Source organism: Buttiauxella noackiae ATCC 51607 (assembly GCF_001654865.1).
Lineage (GTDB): Bacteria > Pseudomonadota > Gammaproteobacteria > Enterobacterales > Enterobacteriaceae > Buttiauxella > Buttiauxella noackiae.
Map to the genome: position 1 here is coordinate 1 of NZ_LXEO01000068.1, position 13,733 is coordinate 13,733.

Consider the following 13,733-nt stretch of genomic DNA (forward strand, 5'->3'; position numbering starts at 1 on the left):
AACATACCGATAATCGCCCCTCAGAGAGTGTCCAGGTTTGCTGGCATTCCGCCCCAATATGCGCCAGTGAGCGTTCAAAAAGTATGATGATGCACTGTTGCTGCTGGGCGTAAGTCACCAGCCGTTGAAATAAAGTGGTAGTTGCTTGTGGTGTCAGGCGGCTAAACGCTTCATCAAGTAATAACAGCTTTGGATGCATCGCCAGTGCACAGGCTATTACTACGCGCTGTGTTTCACCACCTGAAAGGGTTGCCGGATGGCGAGCCCGCAAGGCATGGCAATCGGTAAAGATCAGGGCCTGATCGATGCGATCCATAATCTCAGCCTCACTTAGGCAAAGATTTTCCGGGCCGAAAGCTATCTCTTCTTCGACAGTGAAGGTACATCCTGACAATTGTAATTGCGGTGCTTGCTGAATTAATTGCACTTGTTGGGCCATTTCAACCAGCGATCGTGAGCCTATTGGTGCATCCAGTACTCGCCCTTCGCCCAGTAAATCACCGGGCAAGAAATCAGGAAAATAACCGGCTATTAACTGTGCAAGAGTGGTTTTTCCACTGCCATTACCACCGCAGATGCCATAGATTCCCGGAGTAGAACAGTGCAGATTGATCTCTTGTAGTTGCCAACCTCGGCTGCCTTGTGGAGTAAAACTCAATGCGTTCAGTGCCACAGCCATAACCAGACTCCTGTTTCCAGCACCATAATCAACAGCAGGACGTAGCGAATAACACGTTGCAACGCGCTATCAGGTGGTGCCCATAGAGTGGTGCGCTTCGGATGCAGGCGGAACGCACGCATATCTAGCGCAGAACTCCGCGCCGTTAAATCATTTAAGGCACTGTGAGTCAGCGGCATCAGCAGTGCCGGAATATAACGCAGGCGTTGATACCAGCGGCCATCAAGCGGTACACCGCGAGCAAGTTGTGCTTCGTAAATTGCCGCGAGTTGCGCGCGTAATTGTTCGACAATCAGCAGTGGCCCGGCAAGCAAATAGGTCATTCCAGGCGGCAATCTACTGGCAAAAAGTGCGCGAATAATGCGTTGTGCTGGCACAAACTGCAGCAAAATTTGTCCACTACTAAGCAATGCCAGCAGCCGCAACCATAAGGCTACCGCTCTCAGTAGTTGATGATTATCACGAGCTTCACCGTGTAACCACCACGCCAACCAGCCGCTGTGCACCAGCCACAGACCTCCAGCCATCGGTAGCATTACCCACACCACATAACGCCAGCGGTGACGGGTACTTTTCATCACAATGAGCGCGAGGAACATCGCCAGGCTGTAAGACAGAAGGGGATAACCCAGCGGCATCAGCAAGCTGCTGATGCCGAGTACCACCCAAATGGTCAGGGAGGTAAAAGGATGCATTAGCGGACGGCTGCCATTGCAGGGAAGTTACGTAAAGTCCGTTGCGGCATATTGCGTACCAGCAACCAGACGAGAATCGCCGTGACTATTTTATCTACCAGATTGGCGCCCAGAACGGTCATTGCCACCGACTCAATCAGGTCATTACCCATTGAATGCACATATGCGACAAAGAAGTCAGCGCCACTACCGGTGACTCCACCAAACAGATAGGTGCGGATCGGTACGGCGATGATGGTCACAGCCAGCGTGATCACCACGCCGCTGACAATCACTTTTGGCAGTGAACGGAACCAGCCTGCGCGCGCCAGTAAACCCGCAACCAGGCCAATGACCATGGCTACTGGAGCAAATGCCGCTGCAATCGGATCGGTTAATAATCCCCAAATAATATTGGTCAGTAACCCTGCCAACATGCCGATAATCGGACCGGCGAGAACCGCACTGAGCAATGTCCCGATTGAGTCTAGAAAAATTGGCAATTTCAGCATCGACACTAACTGACCTGCAATCATGTTGATAGCGATAGAAATAACAATCAAAACCAGTGTCTGACTGGACAACCTTTTACGTGCCATAAGTACCCCAAAGATAAAAGAAGAATGACCTATTAGTTCTGGGTATGACGTGGTGTGACACTCAGTTCGTCATATCCCGAAAGCGCACAAGGTTGTCGGTTAAATGAAAGATCGTTCAATTCCCCAATCACCAGCTCAAGAGTGGTGCGAACCAGGCAGCCGTCCATCACATGGCCACCTGTCATCTGCCCATTTTTATCGGCTACCGATAAGTGCAGATGTTCGCCACCTTCTTCAAGCGTGCCAATAAGCGACACCACCTCAAATTTTCCGCTCAATAAGGTCGTTTCTTCGCGCCCGGCATAGCGAAAAGCCACTTCGCTCAGGCTACCGACGCAACCGCTTATCCATGCAGCATGTAACCCGTGTAAGCGAATAAAATCGCGTAACGCACTGAGCAATTCTTGTTGTGGTATGAGACGCAAAGCATAAAAACGTGCCGTTGATGGCGTAGATGTCACCACAGTGAGATCCTCTAAACCAAGATTTTGAGATACAGAAAAATAAAGCTCTACGTTCAGTAGAGAGTTTAGTGGCGTCAGACAGGCAGGATGTACTTCAGGAGGGTAATTAATTCCAGTTAACTCCGAACCTCGGACGTTAAGGCACATAATAGGGAGTGATTTAGCCAATGTATATGACATATATCAGCTAAAACTGGCATAGGTTCGAGGCTGAATCAGTACGAGTAATCGAACCAAAGAGATAGGAATTTCAAAACTCATATGTCGTTTCTCATGGCTAAATTACAAGCAGTAGCCTTGTACATACCAAGAGATTTTCACTGTGAATTATGCCGCTTTGCGTTGCCCCCATTTTCTGATTGCTATTCGGCGCTATTACTACGTTTGTTGATAATGAGATTTATTATCAACAATGCTTTACAGCCAAAAATTAAACATGTATTTTAAATGCATGTTTAAAGCCGGAGGTAACTTATGAGCCATCACAGAATCCCTGAAAACTGGACGATTAAACGTTCAACGCCTTTTTTTACTAAAGATAACGTCCCTGCTGCGCTCCTGAGCCATCACAACACCTCTGCCGGTATTTTTGGGCAGCTTTGTGTGATGGAAGGGACCGTTACTTACTACGGCTTTGCTAATGAAGAAGCGACAGAGCATGAAGTAAAAGTAGTGATTAATGCAGGTTGCTTCGCGACCAGCCCGCCGCAGTACTGGCACCGTATCGAGATGACCGACGACGCACAGTTTAATATCAATTTCTGGGCCGAACCGTCTTTCTCCGGTGATGAAGTTTATAGCGCTAAAAAAGCATAAACCTGATGCTCCCTTATTCATTAATAGGGGAGTCGATTCCAAATAGTGTGAAACTATCATGATAAATTTCTTCAGGAAGTTTTCAGCCCGTGTCGACTATGGTGAACAGGAACTCTGTGGAGAGCAACTCCTGCTGAACGTTGCTGAATATCAAGAATACCTTTTGTGCGAAGCACCATTTTACCCAACCATAAACCAGGATCTGCTAGCTGATCCCTCATCAGCAAATTAATTCATAGAGATATTGTCATGAAGACTGTCGCTATTGAGACGAATATTACTGCAGGAAAACCACTTTGCTGGATCCTTTGGCGACGTCGTTATCAGAATAAACAGGCATCAATTGCATGTATTGAAGGAACCCGTGGTTGTCGGCCATATATATGTACTACTTCTATCAGATTAAAGATTATTAGCTAAATCCAGGTTTAGGTGAGGCTTTACGCTGCCAGTATTCAGTTATCTAAAAGCAAAAACCAGCTCGTAGGCTGGTTTCTTTAAATAGTGGTGCCGGACTTGGACTAAAAACGTCGGGAACGTTTTTGAACAGCGCTTGCGCTGGCCCGCAGGGCGAGTCGCAGGGAGGCGACGAGTCATCGAACGAAGTTCGATGAAGAATCCAAATCTCCAATAGCAAAAAACCCGCCATAGGCGGGTTCTTCTAAATAGTGGTGCCCGGACTCGGAATCGAACCAAGGACACGGGGATTTTCAATCCCCTGCTCTACCGACTGAGCTATCCGGGCAACGGGGCGCATTAAACCGTAAAGGCCGTTTGGCGTCAACGGTTTTGTGTTAATAAGCCGTGCGTTTGCACGAATAATGTGCTCCAGGTAACAGCGCTGTCTTGAACCACAGGTCAGAAGGTGCCATGATTGCGCGAAATTTCACACATCTGAAACGGGACGCTTATTGATGTTTATAGTCACTGTTTACCGACATCTTTCGACAGCGCTCGTTCACCTTTCTGCACTCACCCGAAGACCCTTGCACACCATGCGGTGAGGACAACGCACGCTCGCTGTAGGACATCAGTAAAATCAGGCGATGCCTGGTTTTACTGATGTCTGGCGGTCGGAGTGGGTATCATCCTGCAGACCATCAAGACACATTCGCCGGGGAATGCTCCCTTTGCTGTGCCACATGGCACTCACTCATCCTTGAACTCTGGGATTTGTGCATATGAAATCTTTAAAAATTGCCGCCAGCCACGATGTGGTTGCAACTGTGTCCACGCATCGTGAAGTGGTTGCGCTCGATAGTACAGACTTCACTGATGTCGCCGCTGTTGTGCTTTCTGTCGCGGATAGTCGCAGCGGCATTCTGGCGCTGCTCAAACGCACGGGCTTTTCGATTCCTGTTTTTTTAGCGGCTGATGAATGGTCAGGCGAGCAAGAAGGGATCACGGGACTGATAACTGGCAAAGCGCAGGATTATCTGGAACTGGAAACCGCCGCTGTCGATTATGAAGAAAGCTTGCTGCCGCCATTTTTCGATACGTTAACGAAATATGTCGCGATGGAAAACAGCACTTTTGCCTGCCCGGGTCACCAGCATGGTGAGTTTTTCAAAAAACACCCGGCAGGGCGCCAGTTCTATGATTTCTTTGGCGAAAATCTATTCCGTGCTGATATGTGCAATGCGGACGTTAAACTAGGCGATTTGTTGATCCATGAAGGATCGGCCAAACATGCGCAGAAGTTTGCTGCCAAAGTATTTAATGCCGATAAAACGTACTTCGTTTTAAACGGTACGTCGGCTGCAAACAAAGTCGTGACGAATGCGCTGCTAACCCGTGGCGATTTGGTCCTGTTCGATCGCAATAACCATAAATCAAACCACCACGGCGCATTGATTCAGGCGGGGGCGACACCGGTTTATCTGGAGGCGTCTCGCAACCCATTTGGTTTTATCGGCGGAATTGATGCGCACTGCTTTGATGAAAAGTATCTGCGTGAATTGATTGCAGAAGTTGCACCGGAACGTGCTCAGCAAAAACGCCCATTCCGCCTTGCAATTATCCAGCTCGGTACTTATGACGGCACGGTTTATAACGCGCGTCAGGTCGTGGATAATATCGGCCATCTTTGCGATTACATTTTGTTTGATTCAGCATGGGTCGGCTATGAGCAATTCATCCCGATGATGGCTGATTGCTCGCCGCTGCTCTTGGATCTGAACGAAAACGATCCTGGCATTTTTGTTACGCAATCGGTGCATAAACAGCAGGCTGGATTCTCGCAAACGTCGCAGATCCACAAGAAAGATAACCATCTGCGTGGGCAAGCGCGTTTTTGTCCGCATAAGCGTTTGAACAATGCTTTCATGCTGCATGCTTCAACCAGCCCTTTCTACCCGCTGTTTGCCGCTCTTGATGTGAATGCGAAAATTCACGAAGGGGAGAGTGGCCGCCGCCTGTGGGCTGAATGTGTCGATCTGGGGATTGAAGCGCGTAAAGCGATCATCGCTAACTGCAAGATGATTAAACCCTTTATTCCACCAGTGGTTGCGGGTAGGCCGTGGCAGGATCACCCAACAACAGCAATTGCTCAGGAGCGCCGTTTCTTCAGCTTTGAGCCGGGTGAAAAGTGGCACGGTTTTGAAGGGTATGCGCAGGATGAATACTTTGTTGATCCTTGCAAGCTGCTGCTGACTACGCCGGGGATCGATCCTCAAACAGGGCAATATACGGACTTTGGTGTGCCTGCGGCGATCCTCGCAAACTACCTGCGTGAAAACGGTATTGTCCCCGAAAAAGCAGATCTCAACTCGATTCTATTCCTGCTGACGCCTGCGGAAAGCGTGGAGAAGATGGCGAATCTGGTCGCGATGCTGGCGCAATTTGAACAGCATATTGAAGATGATACGCCGCTGGTGGACGTACTGCCGACTATCTATCAGAAGTATTCCCAACGCTATAAAGGCTACACGCTGCGTCAACTTTGTCAGGAGATGCACGATCTTTACGTCAGCTTTGAAGTGAAGGATCTGCAAAAAGCGATGTTCCGCAAAGCCAGCTTCCCTGCCGTTGCCATGAACCCGCAGGATGCAAACAGCGAGTTTATTCGCGGCAATGTGGAACTGGTGCGTCTGAGCCAGTCAGAAGGGCGCATTGCAGCGGAGGGAGCGTTGCCGTATCCACCAGGTGTGCTTTGCGTGGTGCCAGGCGAAGTCTGGGGAAGTGCTGCGCTGCGTTATTTCCTGGCGCTCGAGGAAGGCGTGAACATGCTGCCGGGCTTCTCGCCGGAGTTGCAGGGTGTTTATAGCGAAACAGATGCGGATGGGATTAAGCGCCTTTACGGATATATGGTTAAGGCGTAATAAAAAACTCCCCGTTTCAGTTTCGAAACGGGGAATGTTCACGATCAAACCACAGGCTGGGCAGCAACTGGCGTTCTGACGTGTTTGTATTTGAACAGTGCCACAAAGGCGAAGGCCAGTACCAGTGAATAACCGGCGAAAATCAGCCATACGGTCTGCCAATCGGTAATCCCTGCTGTAGTGAAATTCTCCACCACTTTACCGCTGACAATCCCACCCAGGATGCAACCAAAACCGTTTGTCATCATCAGGAACATGCCCTGTGCACTGGCACGGATTTCTGGTCTCACCTCTTTTTCAACAAATACTGAACCGGAAATGTTGAAGAAGTCGAAGGCGCAACCGTAGACGATCATCGACAGTACCAGTAACACGGTGCCCATTGGTGACGGGTCGCCAAAGGCAAACAGACCAAAGCGCAACATCCACGCTACGATACTGATAAGCATCACGTTTTTAATGCCGTAACGAATCAGGAAGAACGGAATCGTCAGGATAAATACTGTTTCGGAAATCTGCGAAATCGACATCAGCACAGATGCGTGTTCGACAATAAAGCTGCTGGCGAACAGCGGGTTTTGGTCAAAACTGTGCAGGAAGGTGTTACCAAACATATTGGTAATTTGCAGTTCGGCACCTAACAGCATCGAGAAGATGAAGAAAATAGCCATGCGCTTGTTTTTAAATAAGGCGAAGGCATCCAGCCCAAGCATTGAAGTCCAGCTCTGGTTTTTCTGCGCGTTAGCAACCGGGATGTGCGGTAGCGTTAGAGTGAACAGGGCTAAAACGACTGACAGCGTTGCGCCGATATAAAGCTGCATATGACTTAATTCAAAACCTGAGAAGCTCACGCCCCACATGGCGAAGATAAAGCCAATGGTTCCCCAGATACGGATTGGCGGGAAGTCCCTGACAATATCCATTCCCGCTGATTGCAGGCGATAGTAAGAGATGGTGTTCACCAGCCCAAGCGTTGGCATATAGGCCAGGGAGTTCAGCAGAATAACGATGAACATCGCGCCTGGTGTTGTGACCTGTGCGGCGAAATACAAGGTGATGGCGCCAACGATATGGCAAGCCGCGTAGAGCCAGCGTGCACTAATCCATTTGTCCGCAATAATGCCGAGTAACGTCGGCATGAATACCGCAGCGATACCTAACGAACTGTACACCGCGCCGATGGCTGCGCCATCAAACTTAAGGGTGACGAACATATAGGAGCCGAGCGTGGTGAGCCAACTCCCCCACAGGCAGAACTGCAGAAACGAAAGTATTTTTAGCTGCAGCTTAAGGTTCATGTAAATTTCCTCACAGGATTTTGGTATTGAATGTTTCGTTTCTAACATATGACATGAAATATGTTATGAAAGTAACATTAGCAGTGCCGTGAAGTAATTTTTGGTACATTCAGCAAATAAATGAAAACATCCTCAAATTGCATTCGAGAATAGTGATTTCGGTTACACTTTTTGCGCGATCTGGCGATAAAACGGGGGAGGAGCGATATCTCCCACCGTAGAAACGACGGGTGGGAGATATGACAAGCATCAGAATTAGCGTCGGCGGTAACTCTTCTGCGCGGTGTTCACTTTGTAGAGATAATTACGTGATTCTGCAGAAGGGTGGCGCGTGGTCAGAGTCTGGTAGACATCCCCAGGTTCCATGCTGTTGATAATGTTGAAGGCACGGGTTTTGTCGCTGTTGAACACGCGTAACACGCTGCCTGCACCGCCGTTGTAAGCCGTTATCATTGCGTAACGACGCGATGTCGGATTATCAATGCCACTCAGATAGCTGTTTTGTAGAATGGCGAGATAAGCTGTGCCCGTATCGATATTGCTTTCAGGATCAAACAAATAGCTGCGGCTTGGCTTGCCCCATTTCCCTTGTGATTTAAATACATCAACCCCGGCGCTGTGCTGTACAACCTGCATCAGCCCCAGGGCGTCTGCGTGGCTGACTGCGTACGGGTTGAAGCTTGATTCAGTCTGCATAATGGCCAGAATCAACGATTCATCGACGCCGTATTTCTTCGATGCTTTACGCACCATGCCGATATATTTATGAGCACGTTTATCAAGGTGGTTTGGTACCAGATTGATAGTCACGCTATAAACAATTTTAAGCCCGGTACTGCGGCTTTTCAGACGAGTTTGCAGCAGATAGTCAGCAAATTTGGCAGCGCGGCCTTCCCAGCGAATCGCCTGGCCGGTGTTATCAACCACCTGGCCATACAGGAACGGTTGTTTGGAGATCAACACATCGTTGGCATCGGAATAAAGATCGATAGAGCCAGGATCGTCACCCATCAGCAAAGTGGTGATGATCGCCTGGCGCAAGTGCGCCGCAGGATCTGTGCCAGCAATGGTTTCAATGGTAATCGTACCGTCGTCAAAGTTGATATGGCTACGGGTCAAATATTGATCGGTATATTTTACGTAGTCTTTGGGTCCTGCAATCAACACTTCCTTCATGCCCCAGATATTTTCGATGTTGTGAGCAAATTGCCCCATCAAAATATCGAAACCATTAGTGTCCTTAACAAAAGCCTCGTTATAGGAATCATCTTTTTTGCTCGAACATGAGATGAGCAACGGAACAACCAGAGCTAGCGCGAGAAATTTTTTCATCGTTCAGTGTATGCGTTGTGCTTGATGTGGTTTGTACCCGTCATATTTCAAGTTGCAGGAGTGCTGGCTGCACTCAAAAATCCCGGTCACTCACTTTAGTAAGTTCCGGGAGATTTGTATTCTGCCGCGTTACTCGGCGTAGCCTCGCCCCAAGGGACCAGCGCAAGCGCTGCTCAAAAGGCTGAAGCCTTTTGTCCTGCAACTTAAATTATTCTGGGTATATAAGGGTGAGTGACCCTGTATTTTTATTTTTCTGGCGGCGTGTAGCCTTCGATGTGGACTTCTTTGCCTTCGAACAGGAAATTGACCATTTCAGCTTCCAGCTCTTTGCGATGCTCTGGATTCATCATGCTCATTTTACGTTCGTTGATCAGCATGGTTTGCTTTGCCTGCCACAACGCCCATGCTTCTTTAGAGATTTCGTTATAAATACGTTTGCCTAGTTCGCCTGGATAAAGTTGGAAATCCTGGCCTTCTGCGTCACGTTGTAGGTAAGTACAAAAAATAGTTCTGCTCATCATTATTCCTCTTCAACGGCTCGGGGCGCTTTTACGACTACCGGCTCGGCGTGCAATTGCTGTAATAATCGCTCTACAGGGGCGGCCAGTCCTACGGACGGTGGCTGCGCTAAGTTATACCAGAGAGCGGTTCCTTCATCCATGCACCCACTGAATGAAGGCACTGGGAGCCACATTGGAACAATGTCCAAATGGAAGTGGCTGAATGTATGGCGGAAGGCGGTTAATTGCGTGAGATTATCTGCTGGAAGCTGGTGTTGTGCCAGCCAGTCGCGCAGCTCCTTTTCGGTTGTGAACTGTGGGAAGCAGTACAAACCACCCCACAGACCAACCGGTGGGCGCTGGGCAAGCAGTACGCTGTCCTGGTGCTGCATCATCAGTAAATAGCCGGTGCGTTCCGGTATGGTGACTTTAGGCTTCTTACCTGGATAACTGGCCCAACTGTTATTGGCATAGGCCACGCAGATATTATTCACCGGGCAAAGTTCGCATTTTGGTTTCGAGCGGGTACAAACCATCGCTCCAAGATCCATCATTGCCTGGTTAAACTGGCTCACGCCTTGCGCTGGCGTGACCTGCTCGGCTATATCCCACAGCTTCTTCTCAACATCTTTTTTACCCGGCCAGCCTTCAATGGCATAACAACGTGCAAGCACGCGTTTTACGTTGCCATCGAGAATCGGGAAGTGTTTACCGAGTGACAGGGAAAGAATCGCACCCGCAGTCGAGCGGCCAACGCCCGGCAATGCGGCCACTTCTTCAAAAGTTTCCGGGAACTTGCCGCTATGCTGGTTCGCCACCATTTGCGCAGCTTTATGTAGGTTACGGGCGCGGGCGTAGTACCCCAGTCCAGTCCACAAATGCAGTACTTCATCAAGAGGCGCGTTGGCGAGATCTGTGACAGTCGGGAAGCGCTCCATAAAACGCTCAAAGTAAGGAATGACGGTAGCAACTTGCGTTTGTTGCAACATCACCTCAGACAGCCATACTTTATAAGGCGTTTTTTCGAGTTGCCATGGCAGTGTCTTGCGCCCGTATTTTTGGTACCAGTCGAGAACCTGGTGGGAGAATTGCGGCGCTTGTGTCATTGTTGCCAGGCCATCCGATAAATGTGTGAATTATACCCGTCACCCTTCAATATGCAGGGGTGTTGGCTGCTCTCGTTCACCCGAATCACTTACTCAAGTAAGCTTATCGGGGTTCACTCGATTGCCGCCTACCTGCATCTTGAAGTAACTTGGGTATAGGGGGCTGATTCCAGCACAGACGACTCCGTGCTGTAAACCGGAACTTTCTGGTGCTTGCTTCTCATCATTAACTTTGGATAATGCCCGTTCCCCAAATACTAACTCTAAGCCTGAACACCATGAAAAATGACGTCATCTCACCGGAATTTAATGAAGAAGGCCGCGCAATGCGCCGGATTCGTAGTTTTGTACGCCGCCAGGGCCGCCTGACTAAAGGGCAGGAGTTCGCGCTGGAAAACTACTGGCCGGTGATGGGCGTTGAATATCAAGACGCGCCTGTTGATTTTACCGAGCTGTTTGGCCGCGAAGCGCCAGTCACCCTGGAAATTGGTTTCGGCATGGGTACGTCGTTGGTTGCAATGGCAAAGGCTAATCCACAGCAGAACTTTTTGGGTATAGAAGTGCATTCACCGGGCGTTGGTGCATGCCTCGCGACGGCTCACGAAGAAGGTGTCGAGAACCTGCGTGTGATGTGTCACGATGCGGTCGAAGTGTTGCAAAAAATGGTTCCTGACAATTCTTTATCCATGGTTCAGCTCTTTTTCCCTGATCCGTGGCACAAAGCGCGTCATAATAAGCGCCGTATCGTTCAAGTGCCGTTTGCCGAACTGGTAAAAAGCAAACTGAAACTGGGTGGTGTGTTCCATATGGCAACCGACTGGGAACCTTATGCAGAACACATGCTCGAAGTGATGTCCTCTATTGATGGTTATAAAAACCAGTCAGAGACTAACGACTACGTACCGCGCCCGGATTCACGTCCGGTGACCAAATTTGAACAACGTGGCCATCGTCTTGGTCACGGCGTATGGGACTTAATGTTCGAGAGGGTAAAGTAATGGCAATTAATCGTAGCCGTCGTTTGCGTAAGAAAATGCACATTGATGAGTTCCAGGAGTTGGGGTTCTCTGTTGCATGGCGTTTCCCGGAAGGCACCTCCGAAGAACAAATCGATAAAACCGTTGATGCATTTATTGACGAAGTTATTGATAAGAATGGTTTGGCCTTTGATGGTGGTGGCCACCTATCCTGGGAAGGCTTAATCTGCCTGCAGGAAATTGGCAAATGTACCGAAGAGCATCAGGCTCTGGTGCGCAAATGGCTTGAAGATCACAAGGTAGAAGACGTTCGCACCAGCGATTTGTTTGATGTCTGGTGGGATTGATTGAAATAGTACAAATGGGCTGGTGAAAACCGGCCCTTTTTTTCAGGAGTAACTATGATTCGTAAGGCTCTGATGGGCGTTCTGCTGCTAACCGCGATGCAGGCGCAGGCAGACTATAAATGTAGCGTCACGCCTCGCGATGACGTGGTTATTAATCCGCAGTCCGTTCAGGTTGTGGGTGAGAATGGCAATCTGGTTATTGCCCCCGATGGCAGCCTGAAATTTAATGGCAAGTCGCACACATTAAACGCAACTCAGCGCCAATTGGCAGTGAATTACCAGAAAGCACTGCGTAGCGATCTCCCGTGGATCAACAACGGTGCATTGACCCGTGTTGAAAAAGGGCGTGTCGCGCTGGATAAAATCATCGCTCAGCAAGCCGGTGAGAGCAGCAGTATGCGTGGGCGTCTGACCAAACTCGACGCGCAGCTTAAAGAGCAGATGAACCGCATCATTGAAACGCGTCAGGATGGCTTAACCTTCCATTACAAAGCGATTGATCAGGTGCGTGCCGATGGGCAACAACTGGTAAATCAGGCGATGGGCGGCATCCTTCAGGACAGTATCAATGAGATGGGGGCCAAAGCCGTTCTCAAAGGTGGCGGTAATCCGCTGCAAAACGTGCTCGGTAGCCTCGGTGGTTTGCAGACCGCAGTTCAGAATGAGTGGAAAAATCAGGAAAAAGATTTCGAGCAGTTTGGCCGCGACGTTTGTAGCAAAGTGGTGACGCTGGAAGGGCAGCGGAAGGGACTGGTTGAAACTCTTAAGTAAAATACCCGTCATACTTCAAGCTGCAGGGGTGTTGGCTGCACTCACTCACCCCAGTCACTTACTAAAGTAAGCTCCTGGGGATTATGAGCCTCGTCCATGAGGCTCACACTTCGGGCCAGCGCAAGCGCTGTTCAAATCTGTTCCTGACAGATTTGTCCCTCCCTTGCCGCCTACCTGCAACTCGAATTATTTAGGGTATTAAATTGTGGGTGAAGTTTGGGCTTCACCCGCCATGATACTTAACGCATAAACGCCGGTTGTTTCTGCTCGTAAGCAGAAATAGAACCTTCGTGTTGCAGCGTCAGGCCGATACTATCCAGCCCTTCTAACATGCAGTGGCGGCGGAAAGTATCGATATTAAATGAATAGCTTTTCTCACCCGCAATCACGGTTTGCGCTTCCAGATCGACTACAAACTTAATCCCTGGATTTGCTGCAACCAGTTTGAACAGCTCATCGACTTCTTCTTCGCTCAACGTCACTGGCAGCAGCTGGTTGTTGAATGAGTTACCGTAGAAAATATCTGCAAAGCTTGGTGCGATAACCACTTTAAAACCGTAATCGGTTAAAGCCCACGGAGCGTGTTCACGTGAAGAGCCACAGCCGAAGTTTTCACGCGCCAGCAAAATAGAGGCACCTTTAAACTCCGGGAAGTTCAGCACGAACTCAGGGTTTGGCTTTTGCCCTGCATCATCCAGGAAACGCCAGTCGTTAAACAAATGAGCGCCAAAACCGGTGCGTGTGACTTTCTGCAAAAACTGCTTAGGAATAATTGCGTCGGTATCAACGTTTGCGGCATCCAGCGGAACGACCAGGCCGGTATGTTGGATAAATTTCTCTGCCATGGTGT

Annotated in this window: 14 protein-coding genes and 1 tRNA gene; 5 read left to right on the forward strand and 10 right to left on the reverse strand. The window is 49.3% G+C overall.

The window, feature by feature from the left end; translation table 11 throughout:
- The 4 genes from M979_RS20955 to M979_RS20970 all read right to left on the reverse strand — a co-directional run.
- Nucleotides 1–679, reverse strand: a 679-nt coding sequence (locus tag M979_RS20955; protein WP_064556272.1) for an ATP-binding cassette domain-containing protein, incomplete at its 3' end; no start/stop codon positions are given.
- Complete coding sequence (locus M979_RS20960) at nt 664–1,374, reverse strand: energy-coupling factor transporter transmembrane component T (RefSeq protein ID WP_034460978.1); 711 nt, start codon at nt 1,372–1,374, stop codon at nt 664–666. The genes M979_RS20960 and M979_RS20955, both read right to left, overlap by 16 nt.
- Nucleotides 1,374–1,952, reverse strand: coding sequence for an ECF transporter S component (locus M979_RS20965; protein ID WP_034460977.1), 579 nt, complete (start codon nt 1,950–1,952; stop codon nt 1,374–1,376). The genes M979_RS20960 and M979_RS20965 overlap by 1 nt, the downstream gene beginning before the upstream one ends.
- Before the next feature lie 32 nt (nt 1,953–1,984).
- Nucleotides 1,985–2,416, reverse strand: coding sequence for a PPC domain-containing DNA-binding protein (locus M979_RS20970; RefSeq protein WP_064556273.1), 432 nt, complete (start codon nt 2,414–2,416; stop codon nt 1,985–1,987).
- 474 nt (nt 2,417–2,890) lie between these two features.
- On the opposite strand from M979_RS20970, the gene M979_RS20975 reads away from it, so the two are divergent.
- On the forward strand, nt 2,891–3,232 hold the full coding sequence (locus M979_RS20975; RefSeq protein WP_064556274.1) for a TehB family protein: 342 nt from the start codon (nt 2,891–2,893) through the stop codon (nt 3,230–3,232).
- 669 nt (nt 3,233–3,901) lie between these two features.
- Here M979_RS20975 and M979_RS20980 read toward each other — a convergent pair.
- Nucleotides 3,902–3,977: transfer RNA gene (locus M979_RS20980), tRNA-Phe, on the reverse strand.
- Nucleotides 3,978–4,413: 436 nt separating this feature from the next.
- On the opposite strand from M979_RS20980, the gene M979_RS20985 reads away from it, so the two are divergent.
- A complete protein-coding gene (locus M979_RS20985) occupies nt 4,414–6,552 on the forward strand; it encodes an ornithine decarboxylase (protein ID WP_034460975.1) in 2,139 nt (712 codons plus the stop codon).
- Between the two features lie 44 nt (nt 6,553–6,596).
- On the opposite strand, the gene M979_RS20990 is transcribed toward M979_RS20985, so the two are convergent.
- The 4 genes from M979_RS20990 to mutY form a co-directional block, all read right to left on the reverse strand.
- On the reverse strand, nt 6,597–7,850 hold the full coding sequence (locus tag M979_RS20990) for a nucleoside permease (protein ID WP_034460974.1): 1,254 nt from the start codon (nt 7,848–7,850) through the stop codon (nt 6,597–6,599).
- Nucleotides 7,851–8,105: 255 nt separating this feature from the next.
- Nucleotides 8,106–9,182 (reverse strand): membrane-bound lytic murein transglycosylase MltC, encoded by a 1,077-nt coding sequence (gene mltC, locus M979_RS20995; protein ID WP_064556275.1) that lies wholly within the window; start codon nt 9,180–9,182, stop codon nt 8,106–8,108.
- Nucleotides 9,183–9,427: 245 nt separating this feature from the next.
- Complete coding sequence (locus M979_RS21000) at nt 9,428–9,700, reverse strand: oxidative damage protection protein (protein ID WP_034460971.1); 273 nt, start codon at nt 9,698–9,700, stop codon at nt 9,428–9,430.
- Between the two features lie 2 nt (nt 9,701–9,702).
- Complete coding sequence (gene mutY, locus M979_RS21005; protein ID WP_064556276.1) at nt 9,703–10,788, reverse strand: A/G-specific adenine glycosylase; 1,086 nt, start codon at nt 10,786–10,788, stop codon at nt 9,703–9,705.
- Nucleotides 10,789–11,066: 278 nt separating this feature from the next.
- Between mutY and trmB the strand changes: the two genes are divergently transcribed.
- Genes trmB through M979_RS21020 form a run of 3 tightly spaced genes read left to right on the forward strand, consistent with a single transcriptional unit; the run spans nt 11,067 to nt 12,883 of the window.
- Nucleotides 11,067–11,786, forward strand: coding sequence for a tRNA (guanosine(46)-N7)-methyltransferase TrmB (trmB, locus tag M979_RS21010; protein WP_034460969.1), 720 nt, complete (start codon nt 11,067–11,069; stop codon nt 11,784–11,786).
- On the forward strand, nt 11,786–12,112 hold the full coding sequence (locus tag M979_RS21015) for a YggL family protein (RefSeq protein WP_064556277.1): 327 nt from the start codon (nt 11,786–11,788) through the stop codon (nt 12,110–12,112). The genes trmB and M979_RS21015 overlap by 1 nt, the downstream gene beginning before the upstream one ends.
- A 54-nt stretch (nt 12,113–12,166) precedes the next feature.
- Nucleotides 12,167–12,883: a YggN family protein gene (locus M979_RS21020; protein WP_064556278.1), complete on the forward strand. Its 717-nt coding sequence runs from the start codon at nt 12,167–12,169 to the stop codon at nt 12,881–12,883.
- A 239-nt stretch (nt 12,884–13,122) separates the two neighbouring features.
- Here M979_RS21020 and leuD read toward each other — a convergent pair whose 3' ends face one another.
- On the reverse strand, nt 13,123–13,728 hold the full coding sequence (gene leuD / locus M979_RS21025) for a 3-isopropylmalate dehydratase small subunit (RefSeq protein WP_034460965.1): 606 nt from the start codon (nt 13,726–13,728) through the stop codon (nt 13,123–13,125).
- Nucleotides 13,729–13,733 lie beyond the last annotated feature (5 nt).

Coding starts and splice junctions, on each gene's coding strand:
- M979_RS20990 (WP_034460974.1), bottom strand. CDS start 7,850: ATGAACCTTAAGCTGCAGCTAAAAATACTTTCGTTTCTGCAGTTCTGC.
- M979_RS20985 (WP_034460975.1), top strand. CDS start 4,414: ATGAAATCTTTAAAAATTGCCGCCAGCCACGATGTGGTTGCAACTGTG.
- M979_RS21015 (WP_064556277.1), top strand. CDS start 11,786: ATGGCAATTAATCGTAGCCGTCGTTTGCGTAAGAAAATGCACATTGAT.
- trmB (WP_034460969.1), top strand. CDS start 11,067: ATGAAAAATGACGTCATCTCACCGGAATTTAATGAAGAAGGCCGCGCA.
- M979_RS21000 (WP_034460971.1), bottom strand. CDS start 9,700: ATGAGCAGAACTATTTTTTGTACTTACCTACAACGTGACGCAGAAGGC.
- M979_RS20965 (WP_034460977.1), bottom strand. CDS start 1,952: ATGGCACGTAAAAGGTTGTCCAGTCAGACACTGGTTTTGATTGTTATT.
- leuD (WP_034460965.1), bottom strand. CDS start 13,728: ATGGCAGAGAAATTTATCCAACATACCGGCCTGGTCGTTCCGCTGGAT.
- mltC (WP_064556275.1), bottom strand. CDS start 9,182: ATGAAAAAATTTCTCGCGCTAGCTCTGGTTGTTCCGTTGCTCATCTCA.
- M979_RS20960 (WP_034460978.1), bottom strand. CDS start 1,374: ATGCATCCTTTTACCTCCCTGACCATTTGGGTGGTACTCGGCATCAGC.
- M979_RS21020 (WP_064556278.1), top strand. CDS start 12,167: ATGATTCGTAAGGCTCTGATGGGCGTTCTGCTGCTAACCGCGATGCAG.
- mutY (WP_064556276.1), bottom strand. CDS start 10,788: ATGACACAAGCGCCGCAATTCTCCCACCAGGTTCTCGACTGGTACCAA.
- M979_RS20975 (WP_064556274.1), top strand. CDS start 2,891: ATGAGCCATCACAGAATCCCTGAAAACTGGACGATTAAACGTTCAACG.